This window comes from Vescimonas sanitatis, assembly GCF_049060325.1.
Classification (GTDB): Bacteria; Bacillota; Clostridia; order Oscillospirales; family Oscillospiraceae; genus Vescimonas; species Vescimonas sanitatis.
In genome coordinates this window covers 339,625-360,141 of sequence record NZ_JBMGPW010000002.1, presented here as the reverse complement: position 1 = coordinate 360,141, position 20,517 = coordinate 339,625, and the positions used below count along the sequence as shown (strand labels likewise).

Here is a 20,517-nt window from a genome sequence, read left to right as displayed (position 1 = left end):
ACTTGCGGTGCTTCACTCCCTCTAACTATGCTTTTTACTCAGTCAGTTGAAGCTGCATCAGGATTCTCGTAAGGTTTACCATCCTTGTTATAGGTCAAATTAAATACAAGATCAGACAGCCATTTCTTAAACGAAGGATTATCCTGGAACTGCTTAAACAATTCCATATTGTCCGCCATAATTGAAAAGATGACCTGTTGCAACGCACGTTCGCTTTCCAAGCGCGCACTCTGCTCATCAGAGTTTCTCATGGCATTCTGATATTTTTCGTCCTTAGAGACCATGGCCGGTATCTCAAGGATCTGCCGCCGCACGTTATCCGCATCATTCCAATTGATGTTACCAAACATATCATTGAAATTGGAGAGAATGACAGACAACAAATCCATTTCCGGTTCAACGATATGCCCAACCTTTCCCGCCGGTACGGGAGCCACCTCCGTATCGGCATCTTCCAGGCGAATGGACATGACCTCACGCGCTTCGTTGCGGTAACTTTCGAGGTCGATCTTTTCAAGAATCCCCTGCGAAAGATCGTCCTCTCGTGGAGATGGCAGCTTTGGTATCAGCAAATTAAGAAAGATGGACAACCGTTCCCAGTCTGCGTTACCATATGGCAAAATCGCTCCGAGAAAGCCATAGGTACGCACAAACGCCTTTGCTGCGCTCTTAAATTTAATCTGGTCATCCGTGTCAAGCTGCTTGTAAACGGCAGTGCAGGCATCTAATGTGGGATCAAGTTTGTCGCGATCCGCTCCATCCAGGTACAAATTGACAAGCCGCTCGACATCTTCGTTGGAGAACACCTGGTATCCCTCCATTGTTGCAACCAGGTCGTATAGCTTATTCGGATCGGTTTCGCCGGACAAAATCGTGGTGCGGTAATATCGCGAAAATGATTCCTGAATCATCTCCGGCTTGTTTGCAAAGTCCAAGACGAAAGTATCATACTTCTTCGGACAGCAGCGGTTCAAGCGAGAGAGCGTCTGTACCGCCTTGATGTCATAAAGCACCTTGTCCACATACATGGTGTGGAGCAGCGGTTCATCAAAGCCTGTCTGGAACATATCCGCAACAATGAGAATGCGATACGGGTCTTTTTTGAACTCCTTCGGTATCTTAGCGTCCGGGAAACCGTTCAATCCGGCAGAGGTAAGCGGCGGTTCCTGACCTTGATACTTGTTCTCGCCGGAAAAGGCGATAATCGTTTTATATGGACTGCGCCTGTCCGCAAGGCATTTGTTGATGGCGTAATAATATTCGATACAGCGGGGAATGCGGGAGGTCACGATCATAGCACGAGCCTGCCCGCCGATTTTTCCTTTGGCAATGACCTGTTCGTGGAAGTGGTCTACCATCATAGCCGCTTTCTTGGCGATGGTATAGCTGTCACTTTCCACAAAGCTGCGTAGCTTCTTCTGCGCCCGCTTCTTATCGAACATCGGGTCATCCTCGACGGTTTTCATTAACTTATAGAAGCTGTCAATGGGCGTGTAGTATTGCAGCACATCCAGAATGAATCCTTCCTGGATCGCCTGCTTCATTGTATAAACGTGGAAAGGTCTGTGTTTAACATCGTCACCGTCCTGATATGGAACGCCGAATGTTTCCAACGTTTTATTCTTCGGGGTTGCGGTAAACGCAAAGTAGCTGGCATTGTTCAGCAGTTTGCGCCCTTCCATCATGGCGTTGATTTTATCCTCGTTGTCCATTTCGTCATCGGAAGCAAGTCCGGAAAGCGCAAGGTTCATCTGCGCAGAGTTTCTTCCGCTCTGTCCGGAATGAGCTTCATCGATGATGATGGCGAAATGGTTATCCTTGTGTTCTGCTCCAATTTGCGGAACAATGTACGGGAACTTCTCAATCGTGGTCACGATAATACGCTTTCCATCGGTAATGGCTTTCGTAAGATCGCCGGAGTGCTCCGCCCATGCAACCGTGCTGCCGACCTGCATAAACTGCTTGATCGTATCCCGAATTTGCTTATCGAGGATACGGCGGTCAGTGACTACGATAACGGAATCCAATATCGGACGGCCGTCCTGCTCAAGTCCGATAAGCTGGTGAGCAAGCCAAGCGATAGAGTTGGATTTACCGCTGCCTGCGCTGTGCTGAATAAGGTACTTTTTTCCGACACCATTTGTTTTCACATCGGCAAGCAGCTTCGTTACAACATCGAGCTGATGGTAGCGGGGGAAAATCTGCTTTTCCTTTTTCTTTTTGGTGTCCTCGTCCACCTCGACGACGACCTGCGCGTAGTTTTCTATGATCAGCGTCAGCTTTTCCTTGGTGAGAATATCCTTCCAAAGATAATCCGTCATGATGCCATTGGGATTTGGTGGATTTCCTGCACCATCATTATATCCCTTGTCAAAGGGCAGAAACCAGCTGTCTTGTCCGGCAAGTTTCGTGCAGAACTTGACACGGGCATCGTCTACGGCAAAATGCACCATGCAGCGCTTGAACTGAAAAAGCATCTCGCGCGGGTCACGGTCATCCTTGTACTGCTGAACGGCATCATCAACATTTTGCTTTGTGATCTGATTCTTTAGTTCAAATGTAATAACCGGGAGGCCATTGATAAATACGCACAGATCCAGTGCCAGTTTGGCTGCATCCTGTGAATAGCGGAGTTGTCGGGTGACGCTGAAAATATTCTTTTGGAACAGCTCTTTAGCTTTTGCGTTGCCCTCAGATGGAGTCAGGTAAAACATGATCAGGTCGGCGGGGTATACTTTGATGCCGTTTCGCAGCACGTCAACTATGCCGCGCTTAGAAATCTCGCCCTGTAAACGGTTGAGAAACTGTGCGTATTTTTGATGACTTTTCCGGATGCCCAGCTTCTCTAATTGCTCCGGTTGCGTATCCTGCAGGAACCGAAAAAGCCGAGTCTCGTCAATGGCGTATTCTTTGTTGTAGTCGGTGTTGAAGCCTTCTTCATATCCGTTGTGCTCAACAAGCCAGTTTACAATGAGAACTTCGAATCCGCTTTCCTTGGTATTGGTCGGCATTACGCTTCCTCCTCTTCTGCTAAATGAGGCATCTCATATAAGTTGCCCAATAGCTGTTTTATAAATACAATAACCTTATCGGCATCTTCTTGGGTTGCCATTCCCATTTCGTGCGTATACTTGTTTCCTATCTTTCTTATTTTATCGACCCATGCTTTGTTTTGGCTACCGATATAGCCATTCACTTCCAAAAAATCTATGTATTCGACGAAGCGTTTTCCCACATCAGCGCCCTTGTCAACCGCAATATACATTAACAATGTTCGTGAAACCATTATAACCGAGTGATAACACTCATTTAGAAAGCACTTTCTGCATTCGTTATACAGCTTTTCTACATTGGGCGGTAGAAAGCGTACATCTTCATAGGGCAGCAGCTGTGACTGCGGTATGATTTTTCCGTCAAGACCAATGATGACCGGCATGAAGCACTCCGGGCATTTGTGAATTTGATATTTAATGGCACCGGTAGCTGTATCGACAATTCTGGTGGTAGAACCCGCCTGTACCCGCACGCCGCAGTATGGACAGGTTATTGTTTTTGCAGTCATCTCTTTTTTGGGAATGGCCTTCCAAGTCCATTCTTTTATCTCTATCATACTTATTCCTCCTCAGGAGGCTCGTCCGCACCTTGTTCCAAATTTTCATCTACATTATCGTTATCTTCATCCACAAATTCGTATTCGGGGATTTCAATGCTACGGACATCGATTTTGCCTGTCACAACATCGGAAATAAGACGCGTACGTAGCTCATGAAGCAAACTTGTACATCTATTAAGTTCTTCTGTGGCTTTATCGTACTCCTTTCTCAGTATGTTGATTTTCTCTAACGTGCGTACAGGTGGAATTGGCAATGGGCAGTCTCGAAAGTCTTTATAACCAATTTTCTTTCCATCCCTTATATCATTAACGCAGGAATTCAAGTATTGAATAAACGGCTTTGATTTAAACAGAAAACCGTAATACTCTTCAATACGTGAATACGACGGATTGAGTTCCATAACCGTGTAGGCCGCGGAAACAAGACCTTTGATTCTTGAGTGCTCAATGCCACCTTGAAATGACCTTAAGCTAATAATGAAATCACCAGGGTAAACAAGTTTTTGACTCTCAAAATTGCTTGGCTGTACATAATGACTGTCGCAGTCTTTCTTAAAAACGACTCCCTTATCTTGAGTAACGGCCAAAAGCTCATCTTCCGTATGACCTTTCTCTATGCGTTCACTGAAAATGCATCTTGCTTTAATGGACTTCCAGTGTTCTGGAAAAGCAGCTTCAATTCTTCCTATAGAAGATTGAGAAACATCATCGGAGAACAAATGCAGTTGAATTAGATCAAATATGAGGGCGCGACGTTGTTTCTTTATCGCAATCAGCCTATTGATGCCCGAAACCTTCCAGTCCAGAAAGCGCACAATCTGATCCTGCTCCTCGCGGGGCGGGACAGGAACTTTTGTGCTTTGGAATGTGTTAATGTTTATTGTTTTTCTAAGCCCAGTATACAGTGGTCTTAGCATCTTACCGTTGTCTAAGGCAAGATAGTAATAATAGATGAATCGGGCGTTAATGTTGCTAACGCGCATAATTGTGTATGCGCCAGTAAGCATTCCATTGTAACCAGACAGACCAACTGTGCGTGGCGTTTCGTCAATATCAAAAAGGCAAAATGCCATATCCCCGTTTTTTACGATTTTGTATTTGTCAAATGACTCAGGGAATTTACCCCCTCCATCCATGTCACGGGGAATAATACCATTGAGCGTCAATGAGAGTAGTGTGTAATCTGCTGACCTTTCGCCAACAATCTCTTTCTGCTCCGTGAATATATTTTTGTTTCTTCGTATCTCCCAATGAGCCGGAACAGCTTTCAACCACGGAAGATTTGCTTCACGATATTCCGCATATCCGCTCATTGCACACCCTCCATGATACCCGCCAGCAACCCGTCCGCTTCCTGCTCCAACTCTTTTAGACTTTTCAAAATCTCATCCATGGGGCGCAGCTCCACGGGCTTGTAGAAATACTTCGTAAAGCTGATTTCATAGCCGACCTGCGTTTTCTTCTCGTCCACCCAAGCGTCCGGTGCATAGGTCAGCACCTCGTTTTTCATAAAGGCATCAATGCCGCCCTCATAGGGGAACGGAATGTTCTCCGTGTCGCGCAGGTCAACATCCGGTTCACCCTCGATTGGCTGCGCGGCCGGGTCTTTCTCCGTGATAAAGGGGCGTACCTTTTTCAATGCGGCGGCTTTCAGCTTGGTAGCCTTGGCAAAAGCGGTCCAATCATCCAACGGTGCGGTTTTCGCAGCTTTTTCAATAGCTACGATCACGCTGTCGTATTCATCCGACTTCTTGAATGTATCCGCCGGAATTGCTCTGTCAGGATACACGCGCAAACGCAGCGGCCGCTCCACCGTCACATTCCAATAACCGAAGTCCTCGTTGTTCAAAATTATGCTGACTTCGCTTTCCTCCATTGCAAGGAACATGCGAACGATCTCCTTGCGGATTTCTTCGGTAAATTCGCAGTTCTTCTTGCCCATGTTCTTACGCAGCGCCGACTTCATCGCCGTTGCGTCGATGAGCTGAATCTTGCCCTTGCGGCGTTCTTCTTTCTTATTGGAAAGCACCCAAATGAATGTGCCGATGCCCGTATTGTAGAACATATTCTCCGGCACGGCGATAATGGCCTCCACCAGATCGTTCTCAATCATATAGCGGCGGGCGTTGCTTTCGCCGCTTCCCGCATCGCCCGTGAAGATGGACGAACCGTTATGCACCTCCGCAATGCGGCTGCCGAGGGGCGTGTCTTTCTTCATCTTTGCCACGTTATTCAACAGAAACAGAAGCTGACCGTCGCTTGTGCGCGGAATCATCGTGAGCTGCTCCCCGCCGTCCAGATAAGCGTTGAAACGGCTGTCGAGGATTTCCTTTTTGCCGCCCATCTTTTCGGCATCGGTTTTCCAGCTCTTGCCATAAGGCGGATTTGAGAGCATGAAGTCAAACTGCCGGGTGGCGTTGCCGTCCAAGGACAGCGTTGAGCCGTAACTGATATGTTCTGCCTGGTCGCCGTCACCCTTGAGTAACATATCCGCTTTGCAGATGGCATAGGTTTCCGGGTTGATCTCCTGCCCAAAAAGGTGGATAGAAACATTTTTGCCGCGCCGTGTCGCCAGTGTCATAAGCCGATCCTGTGCAACGGTGAGCATACCACCCGTTCCGCAGGCCCCATCATAGCAGGAGTAAGTAGCGTCCTTGATCTGATCCGCAATCGGCATAAAGATAAGGTCTGCCATCAGCTCAACAACATCACGGGGCGTCCAGTGTTCGCCGGCTTCCTCGTTGTTCTCCTCGTTGAACTTACGGATCAGTTCCTCGAAAATCGTACCCATGCCGTGGTTGTCCAGACCGGGATGCTTGAGAATGGTCTTTTCTTCATCTTTGTACACCGGGTTCGGACTGAGGTTAATATCCGAAGATATAAATTTTTCAATAACTGCGCCGAGAATGTCTGCCTCGATCATGGTATCGATCTGATTACGGAACTTGAACTTCTCCAGGATCTCCTGCACATTCGGAGAGAAGCCGTCAAGATATGCTTCAAAATCCGTTTTTAAGGTCTGCTTTTTCGCACGGCTGGTAAGGTCACGTAGACGGAACGGCGACGCATTGCAAAAAGCCTGCCCTGCCACATTGCATAGCGCAGGCCACTGGTTATCGATACCTGCCGCATCCAACTTTTTCTTCATATCCAGGACAGACTCTTTACTGTCCTCCAAAAGAGCATCCAAACGCCGGATGACCGTCATCGGCAGGATCACATCACGGTACTTGCCGCGCACATAAACATCACGCAGGCAGTCGTCTGCGATACTCCATATAAAACTAACTATTTGATTATGCACCTGATTGTCCATATTTCTTCGTTTCCTTTCTCGCTGTAATAAGGCACCAATGATCATATCCTGAATGGTATCTTACTAAAGTTTCTACCCGTTATTCTGGACTATTAAGATTTCAGCTTATAAGTTCTGTTTCGATTTCCGCCTTCGGCTACGACAATTTCCTCCGCAGTCAGTTCAGAGAGGAGTTTCTTGGCTCGTGTACTTTTGACTCCAAGGAGCTCTGCAATATCGGCACTTCTGGCCGAAATATGATCAGTAAGGTATGCAATGATTTCTTCTTTCTGCCGGGCAGATTTTATCGTTGCTTTTTTATCGTCACTCTTTATCGCCGCTTTTTTATCGTCACTCTTGGAGAATAAGAGCGTTAATGTTGTCCGCTCCGGCTCGAGTTGCTCTGTAATCTCCGGAGTTGTCCAATTTTGCTCGCGCCAGACGCGGAAGATATTCGGAATGCCGCTACCAGCACGCTCACCAATATCAATCAGGTTGAACATCTTCAGCATCGCTCCATTACGCGGATCAGAAACACCGCCGCTCTTTGCGGCATCAATTTCGATGCGGAAGCTGCCCGGATTAGACATCGTAATGCTATTACGCTTTTTGACGATGACCAACCCCTGTCTGCCATAATAGTCAGCATGAACCAGGCAGTTCGCCAACGCTTCACGCAGAGCTTTATGCACATCGGTATCGTCCACTCTGGTGCCACCCTCCATCTTAAAGGGAACCTTGATATCCTGAATCAGCTTGTTGTAGACCCGGAAATAGAAGTCATACACATTGCCGCTCCAGTCGCCGGAAGAAGATATGATACGGTCAGTCCAACGGGTATCAGCGTCATACTGTTCCTGATAGTCCAGAAAGTAAGCGTTGAATTCTCGCACAATATCGTATTCGTTGCCGAACATGAGAAGTCCGGCAGAAGTGGGATGCTTCTTTCCATTAGAGCCGATGCCCACAGCACCCAGCTTCAGGAGAAAATCTTCGTCCTCCAGCGCTTCCCACACATGGCCGGGGCGGGAGAGGCGCATTCTCTGGCGATAGCTGCGGATGCTTTCTCTGTTGAACACCGTCAAGTCCATTTCATTCAGGATGAGCATGTCTTGGGTTTTCACGGAAGCATCCCGCACCATGGCCTGATATTCCTCCTTGGTGCAGCGATAGTCGCCCTCACCGTTGCGGCGGTAGGTGCAGAGCGGATTGCCGTCCACATACACCGGTTTATAGGAGCGTTCCGCGCGGGGAACATTGATGACCACAATGTGGTCGCCATCCACCTCTTGGACAAATACATCCTTGGAGGACAGGACATTCACGCTGGTCTTATTGGGGTTATTGACGATATCCCAGAACTCCTTAATGAGTCTGTCAGGGTCGGGCAGATCTACCGTGTGCAGGGATTTATCCGCCCATTCTTCCACGCCCAACAGGATAATGCCGCCGTGGGTATTGGCGAAGGCAGAGTAGGTTTCCCAAATGCTTTTGGGCAGACCGCCAAGGGCTTTCTTTGCCTCAATACGGTTGTTCTCCCGATACTGCTCGATTTTGGAAAAGTCAATCATGGTTTTCCTCCTTTACGAGCTCTATGATATCGCAGAAGTCGCAATCCAGTACGGTGCAGATTTTCGTCAGAATCTCTGTACTGACATGCTGGTTCTTGCCCAGCTTGGCAAGGGCGGTCGTAGACATGCCGGTAGCCAGACGCAGATCCTTCTTTTTCATGTTTTTATCAATCAGGAGTTTCCACAGCTTATTATAACAAATCGTCATCGTAACACCTCGTGTCAGAGTATACACTAATACAGGTTAATTCTAACACAGCAGCTTCAGTTTGTCTATTGAAAATCCAATTTTCAGATTCGTGATGTCCTTTCCAGACGAGAGATTTTGAATTATAAACTGGCAAATGGTAACCGCAGGAATGCTTTTTTTGCTCCCCTGCGGTTATTTCATTGTTTATGCGGCGCAATTTTTGAGGTCAGCCCATGGTGCCAATTTTGTTGCCGTTCTCGTACATATCCTCGGCATACTCGACATGATTGGGGCCTTCGCTTTGTATCCAGCCAAAGCCGGGGACATAGACCATATCCGCCAGTTCATTATCGTTAGCTATTGGCTCCGGTGCCGATTTAGGTTCAGGTTGCGTGGGCTGTACCGGGATGGAATCTGTCTGCGTAAGAGGTACATATTCTTGTTCTGTCTCGGCTTCATCTTCTATTTCCGGTACAGGGATGGGCAACTCCTCGGTGGCTACTTCCGGGGCTGATTCAGCTTCCGGCATTTTCGATTCTTTCTTTTCTGTTACCACTGGCAGCACCGGTTTCTCTGCTTCCGGAAGTGTCGGCCGTGGAGTGGTCACGGCGGTCGTTTCGCTCGGCGCGGGTGTTTTCTCGACCGTTTCGGCCTGCGGCCACACGGCGGCACACAGGGCGAGACAGGCGGTAATCGCCGCGGTAACCGCGGTAACGATGATTCTCTTTTTCATTTTGGTTCCTCCTCTTTGGATGTAAAATGATTGAGTTCTGTGGACAACTCACCTTTTGCGGAATAGATATCAGAAATTCAGAAGATTATCCAGAGCATTTGCCGCCTGCTGAAGCTCGCCCTGAGTGGCTTCGTTTGGTATATCTTCATCCTTTTGCACCTTGTGCGGCAGATAAGGTTCATAGTTCTGCCGGGTTATCGATGGCCGGTAATGTCCCAACATCCGCGCCAGTTCCTTGGTTTCCATGCCGTTCCGCAGAGATAGAACGGCGCAGGTGTGCCGGAGATCTGTGAATCGGATATGGTCAAGCCCCGCTTCCTTGATGATCTCGTTATGCATCCGGCGTACCATCTGCGGCGAGTAGGGCCTCTGCGTTGCTGGATGCATGAACATCAGCGGACTTTTTGGATGCTTGGTGTGTTCCATGATCAGGAGGTCGATCACCTCCGATGTCAAGGTTATTGTTCTCGTTTCCGAGCCATATTCGATCAGTTCCCGCCGTTCTACAGAGCGCTGCTCTGATATGGTCAGCGTCCTGTTTTTTACATTGAGGTCATTCCATTTCAGGGCGATGAGCTCACCCTGCCGCAGGCCAGCCGTTAAGGCCAGCATGAACATGGGGAGATGCCCCAGCCGTTCTGCCGCATCCAGATAATCCTCCATCTCCAGCGGCGTCAGCACATCGGCATTGACCTTCTTTGGCTTGGAGTAGTGGAACGCTCTGGCGGGATTATCGCCAATCAGGCCATCCCGCATGGCTTGGTCCAGGCATTGCTGAAGCAGGCGGTGGATGTGCCGCATGGTTTCTTCTCCCAAGCCAGAGCTGCCGGTTCGATGATTGCCGAAGCGCTTCCGTTCCTCCAGAAATTCTCCAACCATCTCCGATGTCAATTCAGAGAGCGGTATATCACCCAAACCGGGGAGAATATGGTTCTTGAATACATAGTTGTGTGCCGCATAGGTAGTCGGCCTGCTCTGATGCTTGTCATAGGTTTCCTGCCAGAAGCTGATGTATTCCTGAAGTGTCATATTCCCACCTCCATGCACTGGCGCTGCAGATCCCGAAAGGCCACCCACGGGAGCCTGGCCTGTTTCAGGATCTTCTTGTGTAAGTAGTAGAACTCGTGGAGCTTGTAGGGTACTCCGGTCTTAGGGTTCTGGAACACATATGATGAACTGGTTTCTGATATCCGCGTCAGGAGATACGCCGCTTTCTCATTGAGCGTCAGCAACCGCTGGCCTTTGAGGATGTACCTGCAGCGGATATGAAAATCGGCCCACGACAAGGTGATCAGTTCACATTGCCGCAGGCCGCTTGATAGTCCTGTATAGATGACGGGAAGTACGCCGAGCTGCTCCGCTGCGTTCAGGTAACGCTGGAGCTGCCCCAATCGCAAAGGGGCTGTTTTGTATTCCTCTGCCTTGGGCTCCTGGCAGAGCCGCACCGGGTTGTAGGGAATAAGCTGGTCCTGTGCCGCTTCGTCCATGCACCGCCGCAGAAGCAGGTGGACGCACCAGACGCTTCTGGCGCTGAGTCCCTGACTCCGTAGCGTCTCATAGAAATCGGTGATGGTCTGCTCTGTCAGGTCAGAGAGCGCCACACTTCCGATGCCGGGGATGATGTGGCTGTAGATCAGATTGCGGTACCCGCCCTCGGTGTTGCTATTCCATTTGTGGCGGTTAGCGGTGAACCAGTGGTCGCACCATTGCCCGACCGTGAGATTATTTTCTTTCTGCATATCATCGCCTCCTTTTTGGCAAACGAACAATATCACAGAAAGCAGGAAATAGCTATCGGAAAGGACAGAATATTTGCAGGAAAACTACTATTCCGAATAACGCCTCTATTGTTCGGAATAATATAGTTGATTTTATTCGGAGCAGCGATTATAATATTCTTGACAAACTGCAATGGAGGTGTTCCAATATGACGATCAAAGAAGCGGCTGCCGCTTGGGGGATCACCGAACGGCGGGTCAATGCGCTTTGCAAAGCCGGACGCATTTCCGGCGCGTATAAGGAGGGCAGGCAGTGGTTTATCCCGGACAGCGCTCAAAAGCCGATGGATAAGCGTGGTCATCGGAGTGAGGTAAAGCCCGCAGCATCATCTGCGCGCAAGCCGTTGCCTATTGGCGTATCTGATTACCGGGACGCCTGCAAAAACTACTACTATGTAGACAAGACCTTAATGATCAAAGAGTTTCTGGACGAGCGCCCCAAGGTATCCCTGTTCACCCGTCCGAGACGTTTTGGCAAGACGCTTAACATGGATATGCTCCGCACTTTCTTTGAAAAGACGACCGAGGACACTTCCGTTTACTTCAGAGATAAGAAAATCTGGTCATGCGGAGAATCCTATCTTGCCCACCATAGAAAGTACCCTGTGATCTTCCTGTCCTTTAAGGATGTTAAATACACCTCTTGGGAAGAAACCTATCAGACGCTCCAAAAGCTGATCGCGCAGGAATTCCGCCGCCACGACGAGTTGGCAGCCAGTTCCGCACTTAGTGATTACGAAAAAGAGGAATATTCCCTTCTTGCAACAGAAGCCGCTGACGAAGTGGAATATCAAATGTCCCTGCGGACACTGACGCTGCTCCTCCATAAGCACCACGATGTCGCACCTATCGTCATCATTGACGAATATGACACTCCCATTCAGCAGGGCCATGTGAGCGGCTTCTACGACACGATCATCGGGTTCATGCGAAACCTGTTCTCCGGTGGTCTGAAAGACAATCCGCATCTGAGCTATGGTTTCCTGACCGGCATCCTGCGTGTTGCCAAGGAAAGTATCTTCAGTGGCCTGAACAATCTGAAGATCAACTCGATTTTAGACGAGCGCTACAGTAAATATTTCGGCTTCACTTCAAGCGAAGTACACGAGATGGCAGACTACTATCATGCTTCTGATAAATATCAGGAGCTTTGCGAGTGGTATGATGGTTACCTTTTCGGCAATACCGAGATTTTTAATCCCTGGTCTGTCATTGGATACTTCAATAATAACTGCCGTCCCAAAGCATTCTGGCAGTCCACCGGAAGCAATGACATCATCCGTGAGGTGCTGGCTTCTGCAACGCCGGATATTATGGAGCGTCTGGAGCTGTTGATGAAGGGCGAATCCTTCGTTACGCACATTGACACCGGCGTCATTTATCCGCAGATCCAGAATGATCCGTCCTCTGTTTACAGCTTCCTGCTGGTGGCAGGTTATTTGAAGGCTGTGAGCTGCGACCAGTCTTACGGCGAGGATTATATGTGCGAAGTGGCTCTGCCCAACAAAGAGATTTCTTTCGTCTACAGCAAGGAGATCCTCTCTCAGCTTGAGAATATTATTCCTCGTTCCGTTGCTGTTGCTATTCAGGAAGCTATCTACAAGGTAGATAGCGACTCACTGCAAAAAACCTTGGAGAAGTTTCTGCTCCAAACAATAAGTTTCCACGATGCTGCCGACGAAACATTTTACCATGGTCTGATATTGGGTATGTGCGCTGTGATGGACAACAGCTATCGCATTACCTCCAATCGCGAAGCTGGTGATGGACGATTTGATATTCAGATGCTTCCTTTGAATAAGCGGCTGCCTGGTATTCTGATTGAATTAAAGGCCGGGAAAGACCGCTCTGAAACACAGCTTGAAGACCTTGCTAATGTTGCCTTGCAACAGATTAACGACCGTGCATACAGCGTTGATTTGCAGGCAATGAATGTTACATCAATTATAAAAATCGGCATTGCATTCTCTGGTAAAAGAACACGCATTGCTGCTGAAAGGCAAAACATCGAATAAACATCTTCGCTCAGCAGGCTGGCTATCATCCAAGTCAGCCTGCTGTTTCTTTGTCATCGCGCTTATTTCTTTGTTTATGCGGCGCAGTTTCTGAGCTGCTCTCTGCGGCAAAAAGCACCTGCTGTTGGAGGTAAACCCGGTCGGAAGCACTTTTAATATACAGAATTCAATCCCACACAAATCCCAAAAGACGAAAGCGGTGTCTGAAATGAACAGGGCAAAAGAGTTCCAAAGAGGAACCGCAGGAGTGCCGGAAAGCGCCAAAGAGGGCGCAACAGGTCTTGCTGAAGGTTCAGACATAGGTTTGGGTCCAGGAGACCGTGCGTTCGAGCCGCACTACTCGGACCAAAATCCCTCTGAAATCAACGATTTCAGAGGGATTTTTCTTATTCTTTGTCTATTGCGGCGCAGGATTTGAGGGCAATTATATAACGTGATGTCTTATTGCAATTCTCGCTAAATTGTATTATAATTGATTAACGGTAGGCCTCTGCGCCGCCAAGGCAGCCGTGTGGAACTTTCCCATACGGCTTTATTAATTATAGGGGGCTCTTAAGTGATAAGAAATACATTCCCCCAAATTGGAGATATAGTCTATCTAATACATCGAGCAGCAATTATTGAGGATATCTTAGTCGGTTTTGATATTGTGAAAGTTCGCTATTTGCACAATTTTGATGAATTTTACACCGATGTTTCCGCTATTTCCTTGATGCCTAATATTGAAATAAATACTTTAGACATTAACCTTTTTGTGGAGGTCTAATTATATGGGCAAAATTCTGAACTTAATTGAAGGAAATATGAACGGAGACGCTTGGGAGGATCTCTGCGTACGCTGCTATCGAATGAAGTATCAAGAGCAACATTATGTAGCGATTCCTGCCGTCCATAAGGGCGATGCTGGGATCGAAGGATATACAAAGAGCGGCATTGTACACCAATGTTATTGCCCTGAACGTAGTTACTCGGATAACGAATTGTATGACCACCAGCGAGATAAATTATCAGCAGATATAAAAAAATTGATGGAAAATGGCTCACGTATGAAATCGCTTGGAATTCCGCCCATTCACGAGTGGCATTTCAACATACCCGAATATAAAGACTCGAGAATTCTTATGCATGCAACAACAAAACAAGCAGAAGTGCTATCCGAGAGGTCAAAAAAGCCAAGCATTTATAGCCATATAGCAGACGATTTTCAAATCATAATAAAAATCGCAGAAGATCTGGCACCTGAAATTAGCAATATCATCCGAACAACAATAACAAATAACAGGATAAATTTAGCAGTTCAGCACACTTCTTCCCCTGATTGGACAAAATGTGATTCCGCAAAAGTTGAAAACATCCGCAGAAAGATTAAAGCCGTAATGCACATTGATGATACTGCAGATCCAGCATTGAATCGGGTAATTGGCCTATATGTTGATTATTACATCAGTGGAATGGAAAATATGTCCAATCTGCGAATTGGTTTCCCTGAGATTTATGAAGACCTGTACAGGCTTGAGCAAAGTTTCAAAAACGAAGTATCCATTAGAACATTAATGAATACTGATCACTTAATGAATCAATCTGTATTTTCCACCATATTATCTGACTTCGGGGAGAAGTTGGAAAAGGACTTTTCAACAATTTTTAACCAAGCATCAATAGCAGAGGTCAAGCAGGACTTAATTGCCAGCTGGCTTGCGGACTGTTCAATGGAATTTAGGAGTATGTGATAATGGTAGATGATAGCTTAATTAAAGGAGATATTGTATTTAACGCAAAACCAGATGCTGTTCCATACAACTATCGAATAAGTTATAAAGTGTCTCAACTCTGTCTAATTATGCGGATATGTGGCTGGGGTGATTCTTGTTCTCTGATTAAATTACAGATGATCTCATACGCGCTCTTCTCATCGGAAACAATGAGCCACCTTATTAATTATGCAGAAGGTTATGGCCCTGCTCCTATTGTGCGCTTTGATCCAGCAGTCAATAAAGCATTAACATTTGCCATAGCATACGGCTTTGTTTCTCAACAGCGAAATGGAAATTATAAGCTAACTACTAAAGGCCATAATTTGGCCGAAAGAATCAAAATTGTTGGTGACTTAATGACGAGCGAATTAACCAGTTTAGGAGATCTTTCCAAAAAACTAACAGAAGGAAAAATCAAAGAATTGGCCGACTTATGGAGGACTAACAATGCTTCGAATTAATCGTCTACGGGTTGAAATTAATACCGTCAACGGAGTATACGGAATTGATACCTCTTTCTCCTCCGGTCTAAACTTCATTGCAAGTGAAGATAATACTTGCGGGAAAAGCTCCATCCTTGCTGCAATATACTATTGTTTAGGATTGGAACAAATCATAGGTGGCACTGGCGGTATTGGGAGCAAAGTGCTAACATCCGTATTTAAATCCGAAATCGAAGATAATCAAAATTCTTATAGAGTATTAGAATCTGGTGCGTATTTGGAAATCTCTAACGGATACGATACTGTAACTATCTATAGAAATATTGTTTCAGAAAGTAAAGATAACCGTTTAGTAAGCGTCTACTACAGCACTTATGATGCTATAAAGGATCAAAAAACTCAGGTATCTGACTTTTATGTCAATATTCAAAATGCGGCTACCAGCGAAAAAGGATTTCATAACTTTTTAGAAGAATTCTTACATATTTCTCTTCCCATGGTCGGAACATCGGATGGAAATGAGAGGAAGCTATACTTACAAATTATCTTTTCAGCTATGTTTATCGAACAAAAACACGGCTGGTCAGATATTCTATCTGGAATGCCCGTTTTGGGAATAAGAGAATCCAAAAAACGAGTTGTTGAATTTCTTTTGGATTTAGACACAATAAAGAACGAAAAAGAGCGGGCTCGATTAAGAAATGTCAAGATTCAAATCGAGAAAGACTGGGAAAAAAGGATCGAAGCATTTCAGTATTATGTCACAAGCCATGGCGGGGCAGTAATTAATCTGCCATTACACCCTCGAGTATTAAATGACAATGATTATGCGCGGATAGCAATTTTCTCGGATCGTAATGAACCAATAGCCGATGCGATTCAAAAACTCCAAGACCAGTATAATTCGATATGTCTTCTGAAGCCTCGAGTAATCGACAATTTTAATGAGCTAAATAGTGAACTTTCTGAAACCCTTAAGTCAATACGCAATCTTGAGAAAGATGAAGATCATATTACGACAGAGCTATCCTTTGAAAGTGACTCCATTCAACACTTAGAGAAAGATATCGCATTAATCGATGCAGACATTCGGAACAATAATGATGCGGCACGGCTCCAAAATTTTGGTTCTGATAATTCGACAGATAATTGTTCCAGTATCTGCCCTGTTTGTAATCAGGAGATCCATGATAATATGATCCTTGCCAAATCTAATTTTGTCTTTATGGATATCGAGGCCAATATCCTCCATTTAAAAGAGCAAAAGAAAATGTTGGCATTTGCCCTCGATAATCGTCAAGCTCGAAAAGGACAACTTGAGCAAGAAAAACTGCGGCTGGCAGCAGATATATTGACTCTTAGGCGTTTAGCACAAGCCTTAAGATCAGACTTGTATATGACTACAGATAATGATAGTTCTGAAGCAATTGTTCTAAGAAAAATCGAGATTAGTGGAAAAATAGAAGAATCCAAAAAACTTCAGAAGGAATTAGACAAATTTCTTCTTGACCTTGATGATCTGTCTGAGCAATGGCAGACTTATCTTGCACACAAAGCAAAATTGCCTAAGCATGATAAGTCAGATGCGGATGTAGAGAAGATTCGTCTATTAAAGTCAAAGTTCATTGAGAACCTGAAACTTTATCACTATAGTAGTGTGAGCGATTTGGGCGCTATTGACATATCCGAAGAATCACTATTGCCAACAATTGATGGATTTGATATGAAATTTGACTCTTCTGCAAGTGACGGTATCCGTGTAATATGGGCATTTACGATGGCGTTACTACAAGTATCGCTTGAAAAAGGTGGGAATCATCCAGGGATAATAATTTTTGATGAACCTGCGCAGCAGAGTATTGTCCCCAAAGATATGGATAACTTTATTAAATCCACAACATTTTTACACACAAATTGTCAAGTAATAATGGCTATTACATTAAATAGTCATGAACTAATCGAAATAATTGATAATCTGAAACCAGATACATATCAGAAAATCAATATAACAGGGAAAGCCTTTCAGTTATTGCCTTGATAAAGGTATGGTGTAACAGCAAAAATAGGTTACTAACATTTTCACTACGCTGAAAAATCATCGACAAGGAGGAGAATTACTCAGCCTCCTTGTCGGTGATTCTTTTTACTTTACTTTTTGCCCATGTCTGCCTCTCTTCTCCTCCGGTGGTCGCCCATCACCTTTGCCCTCGTCCTTCAGTCGCTGTGCTTCCGCAATCTCCGCTTTCATCTCCTCGATCAGCGTCTTCAGCTTCTCCTCGCACTCCTCACGGGTGTGAGCGTAGACATTGCGGGCGTGCTTTTTGCCGTCGGGCCACTTGGGAGAGTAGCGCCCTTCAAAGAGGTGGTCGTTGATCTCGTTGATGCAGCCGGTGCCGGATCTGCGCTTGCGGCCCACATAGGGCTTGAAGTCGGTCATTTTCGGCTTGTCCGCCGTGGCCGGGGCAGTTTCCTGCCCCGGCTCTGAAGCGTCCTCCTGTGGCGCTGCCTTGCCGATGCTCCGGTCGATGTTGGCGGCGGCTGTGCGCTGCATATCATCGGTGATGTGGGTGTAGATGTCCAGCGTGGTGGCCGCCGACACATGGCCCAGCATGGCGGAGAGCGTTTTCACATCCATGCCGTTTTCCAGCGCCAGCGTTGCGAAGGTGTGGCGCAGATCATGAAATCTAACATGTTTGCATCCTGTGTGCTCCAAGATGAACTGCAGTCTGCGGCGTACCACGCCGGGTGTAATGGGACAGTCCTCCTTGACAGGCGACGGGAACATCCAGCGGGAGTCCACTGTTTTCTTATACTCTTGCAGCACCGCCACCACGGCGGGCGGCAGGACGATCTTTCGGATGGAGTTCTTCGTCTTGGGCGTGCTGATCTGGAGTTGACCCCGCACATCGTAGACCTGCTTGTTCACATTCAGCACGCCGGTTTTGAAGTTCAGGTCGTCCCATTGCAGCGCCATCAGCTCACCCCGGCGCAGGCCGGTGGCTAAGTCCAGAAGGAAGACTTCGTAGTAGCCCTCGAACTTCGCCTGAATGAGAAACCGCTGCAGCTCCTCCCTCGTCAGTACCTGCATCTCCCGCGCCTTTTTCGGCGGCAGCTTGCAGCCGATGGCCGGGTTCACACGAATCAGCCCATCCTGCACCGCCTTTTCCAATGCGGAGCGGCAGGTGGCGTGACACATACGCACCATTCGGTCGGACAGCCCTTCGCCGTACTTGTCGGTGAACCGCTTCCGGCCGCTTTTCTTGAGCCGACCGTAGAACTGCTGCAGGTCGTTCTGTGTCAGCTTATTCAGTGGGATGTCCCCAATCTCCGGAATGATATGCAGGCGGATGCGGCTCTCGTAGGTCTCCTGCGTAGTTGGGCGGATCTTGGGCTTGGAGTGATTCTCGTACCAGTATGTCAGCCAGTCCCCGAAGGGCATCTCGGCCCGCACCTTCTCCGGCTTCAGTCCCCCGCACTCCTCCTTGAGCTTCTGGAGCTTCTCGACGCACTCCTTCTTGGTTTTGGCGAGGACGTTTTTCGTTTTGGGATAGCCGTTATCATCGTAACCGATGACGATGCGTCCTTCCCAGCGTCCGTCCTTGCGTTGCCTTACAGTTCCATCTCCGGCTTTTCGTTTTCTTGCCACGGTTTCAACTCCTTTCCGAAGATATCTTCCATGAAGCTGCCCACGATACCGCAGGCCTGCTTCTGCATATCCGAGGTGACATGGGTATAGGTGTCCAGCGTAAAGGAAGCGTTGGTATGCCCCAGAATCCCCGACAGGGTCTTAGCATCCACGCCGCTGGTGAGAGCGTGGGTGGCGAAGGTGTGGCGCAGATCATGAAAGCGGATGCTGGGCAGTCCCGCCCGCTGAAGGAGCGTCTTCATGCGGCGATAGGCCGCATTGGGGTCGACTGGATTTTCCGGCTTCACGGGGTCTGGGAAAATCCATTTGCTGATGGCGTCCGCTTTGCGCCGCCGCAGGATTTCAGTCACGCTGTGCGGCAGGATGATGGTTCGCATACCTTGATTGGTCTTTGTCTCACCGACGGTGTACTCACCCTTCCGCTGGCTGTGGAGGGTGCGGCACACCTTCAGCGTCCCGGTGTCCTCATCGAAGTCGCCCCATTGCAGACCGCAGATCTCACCGCGGCGCAGGCCAGTCATCAGCTCCGTATGGAAGAAGTCCCGCCACACCTCGTCCTGCTCCACCACTGTAAGGAAGTCGTCCAACTCCGCACGGGTGAGAATGCGCTTGGGCTTGTAGTTGGGCTTGGGCGCCGTTGTCCCCTCGGTGGGGTTCCTGGGAATGACATGCGCCTGCACCGCGTCCTTCAGTGCGGCGTGGAGGGTGGAGTGAATGTGGCGCACCATGGAGTCGGAGAGCTGATGCCCCATCTCGGGATGCTCGTGGATGCGCCCCTCCGTTTTCAGGCGGCGGTACATCCGCTGGATGTCCTGCTGGGAGAGGAGGGAGATCTGCTTGTCGCCCAGTTGCGGCTTGATGTAGTATTCGATGTAGCGGCGGTAGCCCTCGAGGGTACCGGGCCGCACCGTACCCGCCTTGTACTCCGTGAGCCAGCGATCCAGCCACTGGCTCAGCGTCATGCGGCTGTCCTCGGTCAGCTCCACATCGCGGTAGCACTCGATGTTCTGGTGCAGCTTGTCCAGCAGGGCCTTTTGCGTCTTGGCATACACATGACGGAACAGCGGCTCGCCGTTTTCCCGGTGGCCGATGACGATGCGGCCCTCCCAGCGTCCGTCGTCACGCCTTCGCACCATGCCGTCACCGGCCGGTCTTCGTTTTGCCATGTATTTCACTTCCTTTGGATTCGTTTTCTTTTTGTAACACAAACAACTACCACACTTTTGCGGAAATAGCTATTGCTTTTCTCAATTCTTTTTCTGCGTTTTGAAGTGCAAATTAGGTGTAAATTGGATCAAAATCGGGGCATGGGGCCGGTAGAGCGTCGGCGGAAACCCTTGAAAACACTGAAGAAACTGGAACTCGGAGCGTTCCACAGGGTACAAACTCCCGAAAGGAGCGTGCCTCTGTCCCCGGTCACAAACCCTTGAAAATGCCCGCACTGCGGGCATTTGTGGGACGGACCGGGGCGTTTACGAC

The 20,517-nt window shown here is 47.9% G+C and carries 16 protein-coding genes; 5 read left to right on the top strand and 11 right to left on the bottom strand.

Annotated elements, in window-relative coordinates; all coding sequences use genetic code 11:
• Positions 1-38: 38 nt before the first annotated feature.
• The 9 genes from ACOMDU_RS04510 to ACOMDU_RS04470 form a co-directional block, all read right to left on the bottom strand.
• Positions 39-3,011, bottom strand: coding sequence for a type I restriction endonuclease subunit R (locus tag ACOMDU_RS04510; RefSeq protein WP_421129244.1), 2,973 nt, complete (start codon positions 3,009-3,011; stop codon positions 39-41).
• Entirely contained in the window at positions 3,011-3,610 is a 600-nt protein-coding gene (locus tag ACOMDU_RS04505; RefSeq protein ID WP_119979984.1) for a DUF4145 domain-containing protein, read from the bottom strand. Before ACOMDU_RS04505 ends, ACOMDU_RS04510 begins: the two co-directional genes overlap by 1 nt.
• Before the next feature lie 2 nt (positions 3,611-3,612).
• Positions 3,613-4,926, bottom strand: a complete 1,314-nt coding sequence (locus ACOMDU_RS04500) for a restriction endonuclease subunit S (protein ID WP_421129243.1) — start codon at positions 4,924-4,926, stop codon at positions 3,613-3,615.
• Positions 4,923-6,929 (bottom strand): type I restriction-modification system subunit M, encoded by a 2,007-nt coding sequence (locus tag ACOMDU_RS04495; RefSeq protein WP_421129242.1) that lies wholly within the window; start codon positions 6,927-6,929, stop codon positions 4,923-4,925. Before ACOMDU_RS04495 ends, ACOMDU_RS04500 begins: the two co-directional genes overlap by 4 nt.
• A gap of 92 nt (positions 6,930-7,021) precedes the next feature.
• Entirely contained in the window at positions 7,022-8,479 is a 1,458-nt protein-coding gene (locus tag ACOMDU_RS04490) for an RNA-binding domain-containing protein (RefSeq protein WP_421129241.1), read from the bottom strand.
• Positions 8,472-8,687, bottom strand: coding sequence for a helix-turn-helix domain-containing protein (locus tag ACOMDU_RS04485; protein ID WP_119979988.1), 216 nt, complete (start codon positions 8,685-8,687; stop codon positions 8,472-8,474). The genes ACOMDU_RS04490 and ACOMDU_RS04485 overlap by 8 nt, the downstream gene beginning before the upstream one ends.
• A gap of 208 nt (positions 8,688-8,895) precedes the next feature.
• Positions 8,896-9,402 (bottom strand): DUF6550 family protein, encoded by a 507-nt coding sequence (locus tag ACOMDU_RS04480; RefSeq protein WP_421129240.1) that lies wholly within the window; start codon positions 9,400-9,402, stop codon positions 8,896-8,898.
• Positions 9,403-9,471: 69 nt separating this feature from the next.
• Positions 9,472-10,431 carry a tyrosine-type recombinase/integrase gene (locus ACOMDU_RS04475; protein WP_302648168.1) on the bottom strand — a complete coding sequence of 320 codons (960 nt, stop codon included), beginning with the start codon at positions 10,429-10,431 and terminating at the stop codon, positions 9,472-9,474.
• Positions 10,428-11,141, bottom strand: coding sequence for a tyrosine-type recombinase/integrase (locus ACOMDU_RS04470; RefSeq protein ID WP_421129239.1), 714 nt, complete (start codon positions 11,139-11,141; stop codon positions 10,428-10,430). Before ACOMDU_RS04470 ends, ACOMDU_RS04475 begins: the two co-directional genes overlap by 4 nt.
• Positions 11,142-11,329: 188 nt before the next feature.
• On the opposite strand from ACOMDU_RS04470, the gene ACOMDU_RS04465 reads away from it, so the two are divergent.
• The 5 genes from ACOMDU_RS04465 (at position 11,330) to ACOMDU_RS04445 (ending at position 17,430) form a co-directional block, all read left to right on the top strand.
• The gene (locus ACOMDU_RS04465) at positions 11,330-13,195 is read left to right on the top strand and encodes an AAA family ATPase (RefSeq protein ID WP_421129238.1); all 1,866 of its coding nucleotides are present in this window, start codon (positions 11,330-11,332) and stop codon (positions 13,193-13,195) included.
• A 556-nt stretch (positions 13,196-13,751) separates the two neighbouring features.
• Entirely contained in the window at positions 13,752-13,961 is a 210-nt protein-coding gene (locus ACOMDU_RS04460; RefSeq protein ID WP_421129237.1) for a hypothetical protein, read from the top strand.
• Positions 13,962-13,965: 4 nt separating this feature from the next.
• Complete coding sequence (locus ACOMDU_RS04455; RefSeq protein ID WP_421129236.1) at positions 13,966-14,925, top strand: hypothetical protein; 960 nt, start codon at positions 13,966-13,968, stop codon at positions 14,923-14,925.
• A 2-nt stretch (positions 14,926-14,927) separates the two neighbouring features.
• On the top strand, positions 14,928-15,410 hold the full coding sequence (locus ACOMDU_RS04450; protein ID WP_421129235.1) for a hypothetical protein: 483 nt from the start codon (positions 14,928-14,930) through the stop codon (positions 15,408-15,410).
• Complete coding sequence (locus ACOMDU_RS04445; RefSeq protein ID WP_421129233.1) at positions 15,397-17,430, top strand: hypothetical protein; 2,034 nt, start codon at positions 15,397-15,399, stop codon at positions 17,428-17,430. The genes ACOMDU_RS04450 and ACOMDU_RS04445 overlap by 14 nt, the downstream gene beginning before the upstream one ends.
• A 105-nt stretch (positions 17,431-17,535) precedes the next feature.
• Here the strand turns inward: ACOMDU_RS04445 and ACOMDU_RS04440 are convergent, their stop codons facing one another.
• Entirely contained in the window at positions 17,536-19,038 is a 1,503-nt protein-coding gene (locus tag ACOMDU_RS04440; RefSeq protein ID WP_421129232.1) for a tyrosine-type recombinase/integrase, read from the bottom strand.
• Entirely contained in the window at positions 19,002-20,204 is a 1,203-nt protein-coding gene (locus ACOMDU_RS04435) for a tyrosine-type recombinase/integrase (RefSeq protein WP_421129231.1), read from the bottom strand. Before ACOMDU_RS04435 ends, ACOMDU_RS04440 begins: the two co-directional genes overlap by 37 nt.
• Between the last annotated feature and the right edge of the window lie 313 nt (positions 20,205-20,517).

What these genes read in the sequence shown, in the direction of transcription:
- ACOMDU_RS04510 (WP_421129244.1), bottom strand. Translation starts at nt 3,011, where the DNA reads ATGCCGACCAATACCAAGGAAAGCGGATTCGAAGTTCTCATTGTAAAC.
- ACOMDU_RS04505 (WP_119979984.1), bottom strand. Translation starts at nt 3,610, where the DNA reads ATGATAGAGATAAAAGAATGGACTTGGAAGGCCATTCCCAAAAAAGAG.
- ACOMDU_RS04500 (WP_421129243.1), bottom strand. Translation starts at nt 4,926, where the DNA reads ATGAGCGGATATGCGGAATATCGTGAAGCAAATCTTCCGTGGTTGAAA.
- ACOMDU_RS04495 (WP_421129242.1), bottom strand. Translation starts at nt 6,929, where the DNA reads ATGGACAATCAGGTGCATAATCAAATAGTTAGTTTTATATGGAGTATC.
- ACOMDU_RS04490 (WP_421129241.1), bottom strand. Translation starts at nt 8,479, where the DNA reads ATGATTGACTTTTCCAAAATCGAGCAGTATCGGGAGAACAACCGTATT.
- ACOMDU_RS04485 (WP_119979988.1), bottom strand. Translation starts at nt 8,687, where the DNA reads ATGACGATTTGTTATAATAAGCTGTGGAAACTCCTGATTGATAAAAAC.
- ACOMDU_RS04480 (WP_421129240.1), bottom strand. Translation starts at nt 9,402, where the DNA reads ATGAAAAAGAGAATCATCGTTACCGCGGTTACCGCGGCGATTACCGCC.
- ACOMDU_RS04475 (WP_302648168.1), bottom strand. Translation starts at nt 10,431, where the DNA reads ATGACACTTCAGGAATACATCAGCTTCTGGCAGGAAACCTATGACAAG.
- ACOMDU_RS04470 (WP_421129239.1), bottom strand. Translation starts at nt 11,141, where the DNA reads ATGCAGAAAGAAAATAATCTCACGGTCGGGCAATGGTGCGACCACTGG.
- ACOMDU_RS04465 (WP_421129238.1), top strand. Translation starts at nt 11,330, where the DNA reads ATGACGATCAAAGAAGCGGCTGCCGCTTGGGGGATCACCGAACGGCGG.
- ACOMDU_RS04455 (WP_421129236.1), top strand. Translation starts at nt 13,966, where the DNA reads ATGGGCAAAATTCTGAACTTAATTGAAGGAAATATGAACGGAGACGCT.
- ACOMDU_RS04450 (WP_421129235.1), top strand. Translation starts at nt 14,928, where the DNA reads ATGGTAGATGATAGCTTAATTAAAGGAGATATTGTATTTAACGCAAAA.
- ACOMDU_RS04445 (WP_421129233.1), top strand. Translation starts at nt 15,397, where the DNA reads ATGCTTCGAATTAATCGTCTACGGGTTGAAATTAATACCGTCAACGGA.
- ACOMDU_RS04435 (WP_421129231.1), bottom strand. Translation starts at nt 20,204, where the DNA reads ATGGCAAAACGAAGACCGGCCGGTGACGGCATGGTGCGAAGGCGTGAC.